The organism is Methylobacterium aerolatum (assembly GCF_022179085.1).
Lineage (GTDB): Bacteria > Pseudomonadota > Alphaproteobacteria > Rhizobiales > Beijerinckiaceae > Methylobacterium > Methylobacterium aerolatum.
Genome location: NZ_BPQE01000026.1, coordinates 25,478 through 40,398, shown reverse-complemented (window position 1 = coordinate 40,398; position 14,921 = coordinate 25,478). Strand labels below are relative to the sequence as shown.

Genomic DNA, 14,921 nt, shown 5'->3' with positions numbered 1-14,921 from the left:
CTGGATGCCATTCGTCTACGCGGCCTCAGTCAGCGAGTTGAGGTAGCCGCGAATGCTGTCAGCAAGGATCAGCGTCCGCGCGCCAGCCTTGATCGCGCGAAGTTTGTCCTTCGCGATTAGATCGTAGACTGTCGTCCGGCCGAGACCTGTCGCGTAGCAGGTTTCGGGGATCGTATAGGCAAGCTTCTCCACTGGCGTGCGCGGGGTCTCCACGCCGCCCTGAACCGTGTAGTTCATGGCTGCACCTAATTTTTGCCCGCGCCGCGTTCGGGCGGGTACAGGTGGATACTGGCGCCGCCCGCCTACGTGCTCAATGGCCCCGGAGTGCCATTCCCAGAGATGGCACTATCGGCGTCGAGGATTTCCGCAATCTGCCTCTGGATTGTTCTCCAGCCATAGCCGCGGTCCCGCCTCGATTTGTTGGCACGCCTACAAACTCCAGCCTCTAAGTCTTGTGCCAGCTGCTTTGAGTTGCGAAGAGGTTGGCCGAGATCGGCAGCCTCAGCGATGATGTGCTGTCGTAGAGCAGCATTTTTATCTGAAGCTGATTTGGATTTTTTAGTATTTGCGTTCTCAGAGCTTATTAAACCAGCGTAGCCCGCACCATTGTGGCTGCCAACTTCGAGCATCGTATCTACGAGGCGCATAAGCCTAAATTTGAAGACCCACTTTGGGGTGCCTTGCTCAGCAGCCAGATCTATCATGTGCATCATTTGATCAATGGTTCTGCGGGCATCTTTCACGCTGATCGCAATCTGCATCTTTGCGGAGATGTCGATTTTCTCAGACCGCTCAATAGTCTTAGCTATCGCCTTTAGCCTCTTGATTATGCGTCGTTGCGCGTCTCTCTCATCCTTTAAGCCACTATTGACCAGCGCAGCTAGGTCGTACCCATAGTCCATGGCCGGATGCTCCTAAGCTTGCCGGCCGACATAAGCTGCCCAAGCGCTCATCAGCTCACGCCGCTTTTCGAATAGGTCGCCGCGCCGGTAGGCTCGTTCGACCTTCGACTCTACGGTATGGGCCAACGCCATCTCGACCACTTCTGACGGGAAGTCGGTGGTCTCCGAGGCCCAATCCCGGAAGCTGCTGCGGAAGCCGTGAACAGTGAGATCGCCCCGCTCCATCCGCCGGAGCAGGACGAGCATGGCCATATTGCTGAGTGGCTTGCCGCGCCGGCCGCCGGGGAAGACGTAGGTGGCGTCCAGGCCCTTCATCTCCCCGAGGATAGCCAGCGCCGCCGACGACAGCGGCACGCGGTGTTCGGCGGCGGCCTTCATTCGCTCTGCCGGTACGGTCCAGATCCCGGCCTCAAGGTCGATCTCGCCCCATCGGGCACCAAGCGACTCGCCTGTGCGTGCCGCCGTCTGGATCGTGAAGGCCAGCAGCTTTGCCGCAATGCCCTCTTGGGCGGCCAGCTTTGCCATGAAGGCAGGGACTTCTGCGAAGGGGAGGGCGGCGTGGTGCTCGACCTTGGCTACCCGCGACCGCTTCGGCAGCAGGTTGGCGAGATGGCCTTTCCAACGAGCGGGGTTCTCGCCGCGTCGGTAGCTGTGGGTCGTCGCCCAATCGAGGATCGACTCGATCCGGCCGCGCACCCGCGTCGCCGTCTCGGCCTTCGTGGTCCAGATCGGCTGCAACGCCTGCATCACCAGCCCGGTATCGACCGCCTGAACGGGCAGTTCCCCGAACACAGGATAGGCGTAGGCGCCGAGGGTCGCCGTCCACTGCGCCGCGTGCTTCGCATTGCGCCAGCCTGCCTTGTGCGACTCGATGTACCGCTCGGCGCAAGTTTTGAAGGTTATGGCCTTGGCGGCCTCAATGGCGGCGTCCTGTCGCTGGCCGCGTCGCATCTCAATCGGGTCGATGCCCTCATAGAGAAGCTTCCGGTAGGTGGTCGCCTTGTCGCGTGCCTCGGCCAACGAGAAGGTGGCCGCCGATCCCAGGCCCATCTCCCGCGACTTGCCGCGCAGGGTGAAGCGGAAAATCCAGCTTTTGGCGCCGTTGCCGGTCACCTGAAGCCAAAGGTTGCCGCCGTCCCCATACATGCCGGGGGTCTTGAGCTTCGCAACCCCAAGGGCAGTGAGCTTCCCAACCATTTCAGTATCACCCACGCGAGTACCCACATGGTAATCGCGAATTTGGGCGAACGCCAGCGACCGGCTGCGAACAGAAAGCTGATGATTATCTAGCGATTTGAGTGGTTTAGCGAACCGCTGCGAATGGTGGCGAACGGTTATCTGGCGGAGGGAGCGGGATTCGAACCCGCGATACGGTTTCCCGTATACACACTTTCCAGGCGTGCGCCTTCAACCACTCGGCCACCCCTCCGCACGGGAGACCCCTGCCGGAACGGGGCCGGGCGCCGGGGTCTCGCGTGAGGGGGGTGCTGTATCCCGGCGCGGGGGCATCGCGCAAGGCTTAACCGGCGAGGAAATGCCGGAACCGCTCCGGGCGTGGCCGGCGGGGTTCTCCGCCGGCCACGCCCTCGCCTCAGGCCTCGTCGTCGAGGTGGAAGCGGACGCGTTCCACGTTCGCCCGCTCGAAGGCCTGCATGACGTGCTGGTAGGAGCGCTCCATCTCCGTGGCGGCGTCGCCCGGCGTGTCCTCCGGCTTGAGGACGAACATCAGGAGCGAGCGGCCGGTCACCTCGTAGGGCTGGCCGAAGCCGAAGCTCTCCACGTCCTGGCTGTCGGGCAGGTTGGTGTCGAGGAGGCGCGTCCAGGCCTGCCCGCCTACCGTCTCCGGCAGCGTGAAGGTCACGAGGTCGTGGTAGGCGTTGAACAGGAGGAGCAGCGTCGCGTCGCCGCCCCGCCGGTGGAGGCCCGTCGCCTGGGCGCGGCCGTCGAGGCGGACGGCGAAGCTGCGGGCCTCGCCGTCGCTCCAGTTCTCCGGCGCCATCTCGCCCCCGTCCGGGCGGAGCCATTCCACGTCCTTGACGCCGAACTCCTCGTCGTACTGTCCCGTGAGGAAACGCCCGCGGTTCAGGATCGGCAGGGCGTTGCGCAGGATGATCAGGCGCTGGGCGAACTCGGCGAGGTCGCGCTCCTCCTCCGCGATGGCGCCCCAATCGAGCCAGGAGATCGCGTTGTCCTGGCAATAGGCATTGTTGTTGCCCTCCTGGGTGCGGGCGAACTCGTCGCCCGCGAGCAGCATCGGCGTGCCCCGCGAGAGGAACAGCGTGGCCAGCATGTTGCGCATCTGGCGCATCCGCACCGCGCGGATGCCGGCGTCGTCCGTCGGCCCCTCGACCCCGTAATTGTACGAGAGGTTGTGCGAGTGCCCGTCGCGGTTGCCCTCGCCGTTCGCCTCATTGTGCTTGTCGTTGTAGGCGACGGTGTCGTGCAGGGTGAAGCCGTCATGGGCGGTGAGGAAGTTCACGCTCGCCCAGGGCTTGCGCCCGCGCTTGTTGAACTTGTCGGCCGAACCGCTGACCCGGGCCGCGAGGTCGGGCAGCAGCCCGCCGTCGCCCTTCCAGTAGGCGCGCACGTCGTCGCGGAACCGGTCGTTCCACTCGGCCCAGCCGGGCGGGAAGCCGCCGACCTGATAGCCGCCGGGGCCGCAATCCCACGGCTCGGCGATGAGCTTCACCGAGTTCAGCACCGGATCCTGGCGGCAGGTGTCGAGGAAGCCGCCGCCCTCGTCGAACCCGTAGGGCTCCCGGCCGAGGATGGTGGCGAGGTCGAAGCGGAACCCGTCGACCTGCATCTCGGTGGCCCAGTAGCGCAGGGAATCGGTCACGAGCTGCAGCACCCGCGGATGCGACAGGTTGAAGGTGTTCCCGGTGCCCGTGTCGTTGATGTAGTAGCGCTTCTCGTTCGGCAGCAGCCGGTAGTACGAGGCGTTGTCGATGCCCTTGAACGAGAGGGTCGGCCCCTTCTCGTTGCCCTCGGCCGTGTGGTTGTAGACCACGTCGAGGATCACCTCGAGCCCGGCCCCGTGCAGCCGGGAGACCATCTCCTTGAACTCGGAGAAGGCGAAATCCGGCACCGCCGCGTAGCGCCGCGCGGGGGTGAAGAACGAGATGGTGTTGTAGCCCCAGTAGTTCACGAGGTCCTTCTGCTCCAGGTAGTCGTCCTGGACGAAGGAGTGGACCGGCAGCAGTTCCACCGAGGTGACGCCGAGGCTCTTGATGTAGTCGAGCACCTCCGGCGTGCCGAGGCCGGCATAGGTGCCGCGCAGCTTCTCGGGCACCCTGGGATGCAGCTTGGTGAGGCCCTTCACATGGGCCTCGTAGATGATCGTGCGCTCCCACGGCACGTGCGGCTTGCGCTGGCGGCCCCAGGTGAAGGCGGGGTCGATCACCCGCGAGCGGCGGGTGTAGGGGGCGGAATCGCGCTCGTCGAAGGTGAGGTCGTCGCCCGACTCCATCTGGTAGCCGAACAGGGCCGGATTCCAGGTGATGGAGCCGATCAGGCCCTTGGCGTAGGGGTCGATGAGGAGCTTGTTCGGGTTGAACCGGTGGCCCGCCTTCGGCTCGTAGGGGCCGTGGACGCGGTAGCCGTAGATCGTGCCCGGCCGGGCATCCGGCAGGTAGCCGTGCCAGATCTCGTCCGTGTACTCGGGCAGTTCGATCCGCTCGATCTCCCGCTCGCCCTGGTCGTCGAACAGGCACAGTTCGACCTTGGTGGCGTGGGCCGAGAACAGGGCGAAGTTCACCCCCAGCCCGTCCCAGGTGGCGCCGAGCGGATAGGGCTGACCCTCCAGGATGCGCGAGCGGGCCGCGCGGGCCTGGAACGTCGAACGGGGGGAATCGGACATGGGGTCTCCGGTGCTCCGCCCGTCGGCGCCGCGACGGGGGCAGTTCGGGAACGTGCCGGACACGGCGAAGCTCCCCGCAGTGCGGGAAAAATTGAGCTCTGGGATTCCAGACGAGTCCCTCGGTGCGGTCCAGGGGCAAAGCCCCTGGGCCCTGGCGGGGCGCCGCCCTGCACCGGCCAGAGGGCTTGCCCTCCGGACACCCCGTTCACGGCTTCAGAACGCCCCGGCGAGGTAGGCGCGCACGAAGCCCGGCATCCGCTGCGGATCGCCGTCGGCGGGCCCGCGCAGGGCGTGGAGGCCCGCGAGCTCCGGCTCCGCCTCGGCCCGGCGGTGGGCCTCGGCTTGCGCCAGCAGCGCGTCGGCGGTCCCGGGGAAGCGGACCGGGCGCAGGAAGGCGAGCTGCCCCTCCCCTTCGAGGAGGATCCAGTCCTGTGCCGCGCCCTCGGGGAGGGCGAGGCCGGTCTCCTCGGTGAACTCGCGGGTGGCGCTGCCGGCGAGGTCGACCCCGGTGCCGCGCACGTCGTCCCGGTCGGGGGTGCCGCAGGGGAAGTAGAGCTGGCCCGCATTGGCGGTGTGGGCGGCCATCTCGCCGATCAGCACCGCCCCGTCCGCGCTCCAGGGCACGATGGCCGCGAAGGCGTTGGCGACGGCGTCATCGAAGACTCCGCCGTCGCGGTAGGCGATGAACCGGGAATAGGACGTCTCGAACAGGTCGATCCGGCAGTGCCCGTTCGTCACCACGCAGGCGCAGGCCAGGAGGACGATCCCGTCGAACATCGCCGGCCGCGCCGCCCGGCGCCGCTCCCAGTTCGCCGCAATGGCCGCGGCGTTGTCCCGCGCCCAGGGCCAGTCGTAGGGGACGAGCCGTGCCTCGATGCCCCTGAGGTGGATCGTGCGGAAGCCGTCAGACACGCAGGACTCCCTCGGAGATCAGCACCGCCGCGCCGCCGATCTCGACGCCGTGCAGGGCGCCGGCCAGCACCGTGACCTGCAGGTCGATCCGGCTCGGGCGGCCCATCGCCTGCCCCTGCAGGATGGCGACGTCGTGGCTGCCCTCGCCCAGGGCCTCGAACCGCCTCAGCACCCCGGCGAAGGCCGCCGCCGCCGCGCCCGTGGCGGGGTCCTCCGCGATGCCCATCTGCGGCGCGAACATCCGGGTGCGGAAGGCGAGGCCCGTGGAGTCCGGATCGGGGGCGTAGAGATAGAGCCCGTCGCCCTCCTCCGGGGCCGCCGCCGGGCGGATGCCGTCGAGGCGCTCCACAGACGCCACCGGCACGCAGGTGAAGCGGGGGCCGGTCCCGAACCGGCTCGGCCGGTGCGCGCCGAAGCCGATCTCGCCGGGTGCGAGGCCGAGGCGCGCCGCCAGCGCCTCCGGCTCCGGTCCCGGCCCGAGCTCCTCGGGCATCGTCGGCAGGCGGAAGCGCGCCCGGCCGCCCGAGCCGTCGGCCAGGGTCTCGACGATGCAGGGAACGATCCCGATCTCCTCCTCCAGCCCGAAGGCGCGGGCGTCGGCGACGGGCGGGTCCTGCATCGCCAGGAACACGGCGGTGCCCACGGTGGGGTGGCCGGCGAAGGGCAACTCCCGGGCGGGGGTGAAGATGCGCAGGCGCGCCCGGTGGCGGGGCTCCGACGGGGGCAGGACGAACACCGTCTCCGACAGGTTGAACTCCCGGGCGATGGCCTGCATCGCCGCGCCGTCGAGGCCCTGCGAATCGAGCACCACGGCCAGCGGATTGCCCGCGAGCCGGTGCGTGGTGAACACGTCGAGGGTGGCGAAGCGGCGCGTCATGGCGGAACCTCGGGCTTGTCGGGACGGACGCGGGGTCAGACCGCCTCGGCCGGGAAGGTTTCGGAGGGAGCGACGAACTCGTCCTGGGCGGCCACGGTCAGGATCTCCCGCGAGCCCGCCCCGGCGGTGCGCCGCAGGAGGCCGTAGACCGAAGCGGCCGCCTTCTCCAGGGCCGTGGCGACGGCGCCTTCGCGGGCATAGTGGACGAGGAACAGGGCGGCGATGCAATCCCCCGCCCCGTTGATCGCGAGGTCGAGGCGCGGGGTGCGCACCCGGTAGAGCGCCCCGCCCTCCCCGGCCAGGAGGTCGATCCGGTCGGTCGGGGTCTCGGCGGTGGCCGCCGAGGTCACGAGCACCACCCGCGGCCCCCGCGCCTGCAGGGCGGCGACGGCGGCCCGGGCCTCGGCGAGCGTGGCGCTCGGCAGGCCGGTGAGGAGGTTCAGCTCGAACTGGTTGGGGGTGACGATGTCGGCCGCCGGCACCGCCCGCTCCCGCATGAACTCGGTGATGCCGGGGCGGACATAGACCCCCTCCTCCGTGTCGCCGATCACCGGATCGCAGCAGTAGAGCGCCCGGGGATTCTCGGCGCGCACGGCGGCCACGGCCTCCAGGATCGCCTCGCCGATCGGGGCCGAGCCCATGTAGCCGGAGAGCACCGCGTCGCACCGGGCCAGCGCCCCGCGCTCCGCCACGCCCTGCACGACGTCGCGGATCGTCTGCGCCGCGAAGACCTCTCCCCGCCACGCGCCGTAGCCGGTGTGGTTGGAGAACTGCACCGTGTGGACCGGCCAGACCTCCACCCCGAGACGCTGCATCGGGAACACCGCCGAGGCGTTGCCGACATGGCCGTAGGCGACGTGGGACTGGATGGAGAGGACGTTCACGCGGACGACTCCGGCGGGCCGGGACTCACGGCAGCCTGCCGAGGAGGTCCTGGACCACCTGCGGATTCTTGTCGAGGAGGGCCGGCCTCCCGCTCCGTATACGCCTCGATCGGGCGCGCCAGCGAAGAGATCCAGTGCGGCGGAGCATGTCCGGACGTGATGGATCCCTGGATTGCTTCGCTGGCGCTCGCCTCGACGGTGTCGGTGGAGGAGCCGTCACGGCGTGCCTTCCACTCCTCTCGGTATGCATCCCGCGAAGCCCGTCCCTTGTCGGCATGCTGTGCGCGCATCAGATGGGATCGGCCCAAGGAGATCATGCCGGCCCCATGGATATCGACGCGCTTAAGGATTCGACCCTCGCCTTCGTGCAGGCGCACCGGGCGTGGACGCCGGTGATCGCGGCGGCGCTGGCCTTCTGCGAATCGATCGCGGTGCTCTCGCTCATCGTGCCGGCCACGGTGATCCTCCTCGCCGTCGGCGCACTCGTCGGCGGGGCGGGGGTCGAGTTCTGGCCGGTGGTGGTCGGCGCGGCCGTCGGGGCGATCCTGGGGGATTGGATCTCCTACGAGTTCGGGCACTGGCTCGGGCCGGGCGCCAAGGCGAAGTGGCCCCTGAATCGCTATCCCGAGATGACCGCGAAGGCCGAGGGCTTCATCCATCGGTGGGGCGTGGCGGCGGTGGCGCTCGGCCGGTTCTTCGGCCCGGCGCGCGCGCTGGTGCCGCTGCTCGCCGGCGTGCTCGGCATGGCGCGGCTGCCGTTCCAGCTCGCCAACGTCGCCTCGGCCTTCGTCTGGGCCTTCGTGCTCCTCGCGCCCGGTGCGGGGCTTCTCACGTGGTTCGGCAAGTAGGGCCGGGCGCGTGATGGCGCGCCGCAGGTGACGCCGCCGCCCCGCGCCTTCAGGATGTCCCGATTCGGCACGATACCGATTCGGACATGACACTCACCGCCCTGCCCTCGCCCGAGGTCTCGCCCCTCCTGCCGCCGGACCGGCGCCAGTCGCCGACGGCGCTCCGCATCCAGCGGGGCGTGCGGCGCCTGTTTTCCGAGATGGGCTGCGTCACCCTGCCGGAATTTTCCCTGGTCAACGGGCGGCGGGCCGACGTCATCGCCCTGTGCGGGGCGGGGCGCCTCACCATCGTAGAGATCAAGTCGAGCGTCGCCGACTTCCGGGCCGACCGGAAATGGCCCGATTACCGGGACTTCTGCGACCGTTTCTTCTTCGCGATCCCCGAGGATGTGCCCGAGGCGTTGATCCCCGAGGAATGCGGCCTCATCGTCGCCGACGCCTACGGGGCGGCGATCCTGCGCGAGGCACCGGAGCACGCCCTCAGCGGCCCGCGCCGGAAAGCGGTGACGCTGCGCTTCGCGCACAGCGCCGCCCGCCTGCTCCATGCGATGGCCGATCCCGGCGCAATCCGCGAGGGCGCCCTGTAGGGCTGTCCGGTCAGCGCGCGGCGCAGCCCTCCGGCGTGCCGTAGCTGCCATAGACCACCCGCACCTTGCGCACGCACTCGGGTTGGCGCGCGGGGGCCACAGGGCTCACCTCGACCGGCTCCACCCGGAGCGTCGCCGTCGCCACCGGGTCGTCGGAGGTCGCCAGTGCCCGGCTCGCGTTCATCACGAGGGGAGTCGCGGCCATCGCCGAGACGGCGAGGGTGGCGATGAGGGCAAGGTGGCGATGGGCGAAAGACTTGCGCATGGTCCGCGATCCGCAGCATTCGGCAGCGCGTGGCTGCCAGATATCCCCTGGTTATCAACATAACTTGGCTGTGGGCGTCACGGTTCCGCTTGGCGGCGGCGCTTTTCCATGCATTGCGAAGAAATGGCCGGCCGCCCACGGTGCGGAAACGCACCGCCCCGGTGAACTTACTGGGCCGGGCGGCGGCGAAGTCTCTGCGCATCGCCCGTGATCCTTGGATCACAGGACGCCTGCTCCGCGCGACCGTCGCGGCGCGGGCTCCCCCGGCATCGGTGCGCCTTGCGCCCTCGGCCCGGCTCTCCTAGACCGCGCCCCGAGTCCGCCACACGACGACAGATCATGCCGAGCGCCGCCAACTCCCCGAAAAAATCCTTCCAGGGGCTGATCCTGGCGCTCCAGGAGTACTGGGCGGCCAAGGGCTGCGTCATCCTCCAGCCCTACGACATGGAGGTCGGCGCCGGCACGTTCCACCCGGCCACCACGCTCCGGGCGCTCGGGCCGAAGCCGTGGAAGGCGGCCTACGTGCAGCCCTCCCGGCGCCCGAAGGACGGGCGCTACGGCGAGAACCCCAACCGGCTGCAGCACTATTACCAGTTCCAGGTGATCCTGAAGCCGAACCCGCCGAACCTTCAGGAACTCTACCTCGCCTCGCTGGAGGCCATCGGCGTCGATCTCAAGCTCCACGACATCCGCTTCGTCGAGGACGATTGGGAGAGCCCGACGCTCGGGGCCTGGGGGCTGGGCTGGGAGTGCTGGTGCGACGGGATGGAGGTGAGCCAGTTCACCTACTTCCAGCAGGTCGCGGGCTTCGAATGCGCCCCCGTGGCGGGCGAGCTGACCTACGGGCTGGAGCGGCTGGCCATGTACGTGCAGGGCGTCGAGAACGTCTACGACCTCGACTTCAACGGCGCCGAGGGCGAGGACCGCGTCACCTACGGCGACGTGTTCCTCCAGGCCGAGCAGGAATACTCGCGGCACAATTTCGAGGCGTCCGATTCGGAGATGCTGTTCCGCCAGTTCACCGATGCGGAATCCGCCTGCCGCGCCTACCTCGCGGCCGGGGCGCCGGAGGAGGGCCAGCGCCACCGGATCGTGCAGCCGGCCTACGACCAGTGCATCAAGGCGAGCCACGTCTTCAACCTGCTCGACGCGCGCGGCGTCATCTCCGTCACCGAGCGCCAGAGCTACATCCTGCGGGTGCGGGAGTTGGCCAAGGCCTGCGGCGCGGCGTGGCTGAGGACGGAGGCCGGCGGGGCCTGACGGCCGTCGCCCGGGAGCGCCGGGCGGCCTCGCGCGTTGCAGCCCCGCCAACCGGCGCGCCGCGGCGCGTCCGCAGACGCAGGAATCGCATCATGAAACAGACCGTCTTCGCCTTCGGTATCCTCGCGCTGGGGCTCGCGCCGGCGCTCGCGGCCGAGGCCGGCCCGGAGGCCGTCGTGAAGAAGCTCTACGCCGAGCCTCACCCGAACCACTCGGCCGTCTACACCAAGCGGCTGCAGGGCCTGTTCGACGCCGACGCGAAGCAGGCCAACGGCGCCACCGGCAACCTCGATTTCGACTACCGCCTCAACGGCGAGCCGTTGAAGCCCGACACGGTGAAGGCGCTCACCTTCAAGGAGGCCACCGAGGGCAAGGATCAGGCGAAGGTCACGGTCCAGCGCAAGGGCGGCAACGGCGCCCAGGCCATCGTCTACGATCTCGTGCGCGAGGACGGCGGCTGGAAGGTCTCGGACGCCCACGCCATCGGCGACCGCAAGTGGCAGCTCTCCGCCATCCTCAAGGGCGAAGCGAAGTAAGGGGGTTCCAAGGGACGAGTCCCTTGGCGGGTGCAGGGCAGCGCCTCGCGAACCCCTCGACAGGGGTGCGGCGCGGCGATATGGCCCCGCCATGCCCGACCTTTTGCTCGAACTCCGCTCGGAAGAGATCCCCGCCCGCATGCAGCGGCGCGCGGCCGAGGATCTCAGGAAGCTCGTCACCGACGCGCTGGTGGAGCGTGGCTTCCTGTACGAGGGCGCCAAGGCCTTCGCGACGCCCCGCCGCCTCGCCCTGCACGTCGCGGGCCTGCCCCCGCGCGGCGAGGCGGTGCGCGAGGAGCGGCGCGGGCCGCGCGTCGGCGCCCCCGAGGCGGCCGTCCAGGGCTTCCTCAAGGGCGCCGGGCTCACGAGCCTCGATCAGGCCCAGACGATCACCGACCCGAAGAAGGGCGAGTTCTACCTCGCGGTGATCGAGAAGCCCGGCCGCGAGACGCTGGACGTGCTGGCCGAGATCCTGCCGGAGATCGTCAAGAACTTCCCCTGGCCGAAGGCGATGCGCTGGGGCGCGGCCTCGGCCCAACCCGGCGCCCTGCGCTGGGTCCGTCCGCTGCAATCCATCGTCGCGACCTTCGGCCCCGAGACCGAGACGCCGGAGGTGGTCCCCTTCGAGGTCGGCGGCATCCGGGCCGGCACCACCACCTACGGCCACCGCTTCCTGGCGCCGGGCGCCATCGAGGTCCGCCGTTTCGACGACTACATCCAGGCGCTGGAGAAGGCGAAGGTCATCCTCGACGCCGACCGGCGCAAGGACGTGATCCTGCACGACGCCCGCGACCTCGCCTTCGCCCGCGGCCTCGACCTCGTGGAGGACGAGGGCCTGCTGGAGGAGGTGGCGGGGCTGGTGGAGTGGCCCGTGGTGCTGCTCGGCTCCTTCGACGACGCCTTCCTCGACATCCCCGCCGAGGCGATCCGCGCCACGATCCGCGCGAACCAGAAGTGCTTCGTGCTGCGCAAATCCGGCTCGGAGGATCTGGCGCCGGCCTTCATCCTGGTCTCGAACCTCGTCGCCAGCGACGGCGGGCTTGCCATCACCGCCGGCAACGAGCGGGTGGTGCGCGCGCGCCTGTCGGACGCGAAGTTTTTCTGGGAGACGGACAAGGCGATCCGGCTCGCGGAAAGGCTCCCGAAGCTCGACAGCATCGTCTTCCACGAGAAGCTCGGGACGCAAGGCGCCCGCATCCAGCGCATCGCGGCGCTCGCGAAGGAGCTGGCCCCGCTGGTCGGCGCCGATCCGGCTGAGGCCGAGCAGGCGGCGCGGCTGGCCAAGGCCGACCTCGTCACCGAGATGGTCGGCGAGTTCCCCGAATTGCAGGGCCTGATGGGCGCGAAATACGCGGTCCTCGAAGGGCTTCCGCCGAGCGTCGCGACGGCCATCGGCGATCACTACAAGCCGCTCGGCCCCACCGACCGGGTGCCTTCCGACCCCGTCGCCATCGCCGTGGCGCTGGCCGACAAGATCGACACTCTGGTGGGTTTCTGGGCCATCGACGAGAAGCCCACGGGGAGCAAGGACCCCTACGCCCTGCGCCGGGCGGCGTTGGGGGTGATCCGGCTGATCCTCGACAGGGGCCTGCGGCTGCGCCTGCGTGATCAATTCGGCGCCGCCGATCGCCAACTTGGGGACCGGGCCGGGGCCGATCCTGCGGATCTGCTCGCCTTCTTCGCCGACCGCCTGAAGGTCTACCTCCGCGATCAGGGCGCCCGGCACGACCTCGTGGACGCGGTCTTCGCCCTGCCCGGCCAGGACGACCTGCTGCTGATCGTCCGACGGGTCGAGGCGTTGCAGGCGTTCCTGAACTCGGAGGACGGCAAAAACCTGCTCGCCGGGTACAAGCGCGCCGCCAACATCCTCCGCATCGAGGAGAAGAAGGACGGCCGCGCCTACGACGCCGCCCCCGATGCGGCTTTGGCCGCCCAGGGCGAGCCGGCCGAGCGGGCCTTGGCGGAGGCGTTGCAGACCGCCCGCACCGAAGCCTCCAAGGCGGTGGAGGCCGAGGACTTCGCCGGCGCGATGCGGGCGCTCTCGACGCTGCGCGCCCCGGTGGACGCCTTCTTCACGGACGTCACCGTGAACGCCCCCGATCCGAAGCTCCGGGAGAACCGCCTCGCCCTCCTCAACGCGCTGCGCGCCGCGACGCGGGAGGTGGCCGACTTCTCGAAGATCGAGGGGTGAATCACCCCCCTCTCCCCGCAGGCGGGGCGAGGGGACGATCACCCTCATTCATCCGTGATCGTGCCCGTCATCGTGATCGTGCCCGTCATACTCCGGCAGGGTGAGCCCGAAATGGCTCACCAAGTCCTGCACCTGCGCGGGTGACAGGTGCCGCGGGTTGAGGTTGCGGAGCAGCAAATACAGCTTGGCCGTCTCCTCCAGTTCCTCCGTGGCGAAGACCGCCGCCTCCAGGCTGTCGCCGGCCACCACCGGCCCGTGGTTGGCGAGCAGGACCGAGGAATAGCGCCCCGCCAGCCCCCGGATGGCGTCGGCCACCGCCGGGTCGCCGGGGCGGAAATAGGGGACCAGGGCCGTGCCGCCGGTGCGCATGAGGTAGTAGGGCGTCAGGGGCGGCAGCACCGCCTTCGGATCGATCTCCGGCAGCATCGACACCGCCACCGCGTGCGTCGAGTGCAGGTGGACGATGGCGCGGGCCGCACCCCGGCTCTCGTAGAGGGCGCTGTGGAGGGGGATCTCCTTGGTGGGCTTGTCGCCGGACAGGAGCCGTCCCTCCCCGTCGAGACGGGAGATCCGCGCCGGGTCGAGGAAGCCGAGGGAGGCGTTCGTCGGCGTCACCAGCCAGCCGCCATCGGGCAGGCGAAGCGAGATGTTGCCCGATGAGCCGGGCGTCAGGCCGCGCTCGAACAGCGACCGGCCGTACCGGCAGATCTCCTCGCGCAGGCGGGATTCCTCGCTGATGCGGGATTCCTGGCTCATGCGGTGGCTCCTTCGATCAGTGTGAATCCGAGGTCGATCCGTGCGGGCCCGGTGCCCGTGAGGCAGGCGGCGGCCCGGCGGCCGATCTCCAGGCGCGGCGTGCGCACCGTCGAGAGCGGCTGGGGCATGGCCTCGGCGAAGTCGAGACCGTTGAAGCCGAACAGGGCGATCCGCTCCGGCACGGCGAGGCCCAGGGAGAGGCAGGCGAACCAGCCGCCGAGCGCCATGTCGTCGTTGGAGAAATACACCGCGTCGAGACCGGGCCGGCGGGCGATCAGCGCCTCGAACCCCGCCCGGCCCGAGGCGGCCGAGGACCGGCCGGGGCGGATCTCCCGTTCCGCGAGCGCGGTGCCCGCTTCCGCGAGGGCCGCCTCGAACCCCGCGAGACGCTTGCTCGCCCGGAGGTCGGCCGAGGGATCGTGGCCGCAATAGCCGATGCGCCGGTAGCCGCGGGCCAGGAGATGCCGGGCGCTCGCCTGCCCGGCCGCCCGGTTCGAGAAGCCGACCACCGTATCGATCCCCTCCCCGTCCGTGTCGATCATCTCCACCACCCGCACGCCCGAGGCGCGGGCGAGGGTCACGGTGCCCGCCGTATGCTCCAGGCCGGTGAGCAGCAGCGCCTCCGGCCGCCAGGACAGGAGCGCGGCGACGAGCGCCTCCTCGCGCTCCGCGTCGTACTCGCTGACGCCGACGACGCTCTGCATCCCCGTGCCGTCCAGCGCCCCCGTGAGGCCGCGCAGCAGGTCCGGGAACACGACGTTGGCGAGCGAGGGAATCACCACCCCGACGAGGCCCGTTCCGGTCCCCGTGCTCGCCCCCGCGAGGCTGCCCGCGAGACGGTTCGGCACGTAGCCGAGGCGGGCCACCGCTTCGGCCACCCGCTCGCCCGCGCGCTTCGAATAGGAGCCGTGGTTGCGCAGCACCCGCGAGACGGTGCTCTCGCCGACCCCCGCCTCGCGGGCGACATCGGCCAAGGTGACGAGCCGTCCCGGCGGCTGGAATTCGGTCATGGTCTCCCATCCCCCTGGCGCCGTGTCTTCGACG

Annotated in this window: 15 protein-coding genes and 1 tRNA gene; 5 read left to right on the top strand and 11 right to left on the bottom strand. The window is 69.6% G+C overall.

The features are described 5' to 3' along the window. Positions 1–15: 15 nt before the first annotated feature. The 8 genes from MFF06_RS17540 to pdxY form a co-directional block, all read right to left on the bottom strand. Entirely contained in the window at positions 16–237 is a 222-nt protein-coding gene (locus MFF06_RS17540) for a helix-turn-helix transcriptional regulator (RefSeq protein WP_238206290.1), read from the bottom strand. A gap of 65 nt (positions 238–302) precedes the next feature. After that, entirely contained in the window at positions 303–902 is a 600-nt protein-coding gene (locus tag MFF06_RS17535; protein ID WP_238206288.1) for a hypothetical protein, read from the bottom strand. A 12-nt stretch (positions 903–914) separates the two neighbouring features. Continuing rightward, positions 915–2,099, bottom strand: coding sequence for a tyrosine-type recombinase/integrase (locus tag MFF06_RS17530; RefSeq protein WP_238206286.1), 1,185 nt, complete (start codon positions 2,097–2,099; stop codon positions 915–917). Between the two features lie 142 nt (positions 2,100–2,241). After that, a tRNA-Ser gene (locus MFF06_RS17525) sits at positions 2,242–2,331 on the bottom strand. Between the two features lie 162 nt (positions 2,332–2,493). Next, positions 2,494–4,761 (bottom strand): glycogen debranching protein GlgX, encoded by a 2,268-nt coding sequence (gene glgX, locus MFF06_RS17520; RefSeq protein ID WP_238206285.1) that lies wholly within the window; start codon positions 4,759–4,761, stop codon positions 2,494–2,496. A gap of 213 nt (positions 4,762–4,974) precedes the next feature. Then, entirely contained in the window at positions 4,975–5,673 is a 699-nt protein-coding gene (locus MFF06_RS17515; RefSeq protein ID WP_238206284.1) for an NUDIX hydrolase, read from the bottom strand. After that, entirely contained in the window at positions 5,666–6,550 is an 885-nt protein-coding gene (locus MFF06_RS17510; protein WP_238206283.1) for a PhzF family phenazine biosynthesis protein, read from the bottom strand. Before MFF06_RS17510 ends, MFF06_RS17515 begins: the two co-directional genes overlap by 8 nt. A gap of 35 nt (positions 6,551–6,585) precedes the next feature. After that, complete coding sequence (gene pdxY, locus MFF06_RS17505) at positions 6,586–7,434, bottom strand: pyridoxal kinase PdxY (RefSeq protein WP_238206282.1); 849 nt, start codon at positions 7,432–7,434, stop codon at positions 6,586–6,588. A gap of 326 nt (positions 7,435–7,760) precedes the next feature. Here pdxY and MFF06_RS17500 point away from each other — a divergent pair, with 326 nt between their 5' ends. After that, the gene (locus tag MFF06_RS17500) at positions 7,761–8,282 is read left to right on the top strand and encodes a DedA family protein (protein ID WP_238206281.1); all 522 of its coding nucleotides are present in this window, start codon (positions 7,761–7,763) and stop codon (positions 8,280–8,282) included. A gap of 86 nt (positions 8,283–8,368) precedes the next feature. Next, entirely contained in the window at positions 8,369–8,869 is a 501-nt protein-coding gene (locus MFF06_RS17495) for an MmcB family DNA repair protein (protein ID WP_238206280.1), read from the top strand. Between the two features lie 10 nt (positions 8,870–8,879). Here the strand turns inward: MFF06_RS17495 and MFF06_RS17490 are convergent, their stop codons facing one another. Further along, complete coding sequence (locus tag MFF06_RS17490) at positions 8,880–9,134, bottom strand: hypothetical protein (protein WP_238206279.1); 255 nt, start codon at positions 9,132–9,134, stop codon at positions 8,880–8,882. A gap of 339 nt (positions 9,135–9,473) precedes the next feature. On the opposite strand from MFF06_RS17490, the gene MFF06_RS17485 reads away from it, so the two are divergent. The 3 genes from MFF06_RS17485 (at position 9,474) to glyS (ending at position 13,121) form a co-directional block, all read left to right on the top strand. Beyond that, entirely contained in the window at positions 9,474–10,394 is a 921-nt protein-coding gene (locus MFF06_RS17485; protein ID WP_238206277.1) for a glycine--tRNA ligase subunit alpha, read from the top strand. Between the two features lie 92 nt (positions 10,395–10,486). Then, positions 10,487–10,930: a DUF3828 domain-containing protein gene (locus MFF06_RS17480; protein WP_238206275.1), complete on the top strand. Its 444-nt coding sequence runs from the start codon at positions 10,487–10,489 to the stop codon at positions 10,928–10,930. A gap of 91 nt (positions 10,931–11,021) precedes the next feature. Next, positions 11,022–13,121, top strand: coding sequence for a glycine--tRNA ligase subunit beta (gene glyS, locus MFF06_RS17475; protein WP_238206273.1), 2,100 nt, complete (start codon positions 11,022–11,024; stop codon positions 13,119–13,121). Between the two features lie 48 nt (positions 13,122–13,169). Here the strand turns inward: glyS and otnC are convergent, their stop codons facing one another. Both otnC and MFF06_RS17465 read right to left on the bottom strand, forming a co-directional pair. Beyond that, positions 13,170–13,877: a 3-oxo-tetronate 4-phosphate decarboxylase gene (gene otnC / locus MFF06_RS17470; RefSeq protein WP_238206271.1), complete on the bottom strand. Its 708-nt coding sequence runs from the start codon at positions 13,875–13,877 to the stop codon at positions 13,170–13,172. Continuing rightward, positions 13,874–14,887: a LacI family DNA-binding transcriptional regulator gene (locus MFF06_RS17465; protein WP_238206270.1), complete on the bottom strand. Its 1,014-nt coding sequence runs from the start codon at positions 14,885–14,887 to the stop codon at positions 13,874–13,876. The genes otnC and MFF06_RS17465 overlap by 4 nt, the downstream gene beginning before the upstream one ends. Positions 14,888–14,921 lie beyond the last annotated feature (34 nt).

Coding starts and splice junctions, on each gene's coding strand:
- MFF06_RS17540 (WP_238206290.1), bottom strand. CDS start 237: ATGAACTACACGGTTCAGGGCGGCGTGGAGACCCCGCGCACGCCAGTG.
- MFF06_RS17535 (WP_238206288.1), bottom strand. CDS start 902: ATGGACTATGGGTACGACCTAGCTGCGCTGGTCAATAGTGGCTTAAAG.
- MFF06_RS17530 (WP_238206286.1), bottom strand. CDS start 2,099: ATGGTTGGGAAGCTCACTGCCCTTGGGGTTGCGAAGCTCAAGACCCCC.
- glgX (WP_238206285.1), bottom strand. CDS start 4,761: ATGTCCGATTCCCCCCGTTCGACGTTCCAGGCCCGCGCGGCCCGCTCG.
- MFF06_RS17510 (WP_238206283.1), bottom strand. CDS start 6,550: ATGACGCGCCGCTTCGCCACCCTCGACGTGTTCACCACGCACCGGCTC.
- MFF06_RS17500 (WP_238206281.1), top strand. CDS start 7,761: ATGGATATCGACGCGCTTAAGGATTCGACCCTCGCCTTCGTGCAGGCG.
- MFF06_RS17495 (WP_238206280.1), top strand. CDS start 8,369: ATGACACTCACCGCCCTGCCCTCGCCCGAGGTCTCGCCCCTCCTGCCG.
- MFF06_RS17490 (WP_238206279.1), bottom strand. CDS start 9,134: ATGCGCAAGTCTTTCGCCCATCGCCACCTTGCCCTCATCGCCACCCTC.
- MFF06_RS17485 (WP_238206277.1), top strand. CDS start 9,474: ATGCCGAGCGCCGCCAACTCCCCGAAAAAATCCTTCCAGGGGCTGATC.
- MFF06_RS17480 (WP_238206275.1), top strand. CDS start 10,487: ATGAAACAGACCGTCTTCGCCTTCGGTATCCTCGCGCTGGGGCTCGCG.
- glyS (WP_238206273.1), top strand. CDS start 11,022: ATGCCCGACCTTTTGCTCGAACTCCGCTCGGAAGAGATCCCCGCCCGC.
- otnC (WP_238206271.1), bottom strand. CDS start 13,877: ATGAGCCAGGAATCCCGCATCAGCGAGGAATCCCGCCTGCGCGAGGAG.
- MFF06_RS17465 (WP_238206270.1), bottom strand. CDS start 14,887: ATGACCGAATTCCAGCCGCCGGGACGGCTCGTCACCTTGGCCGATGTC.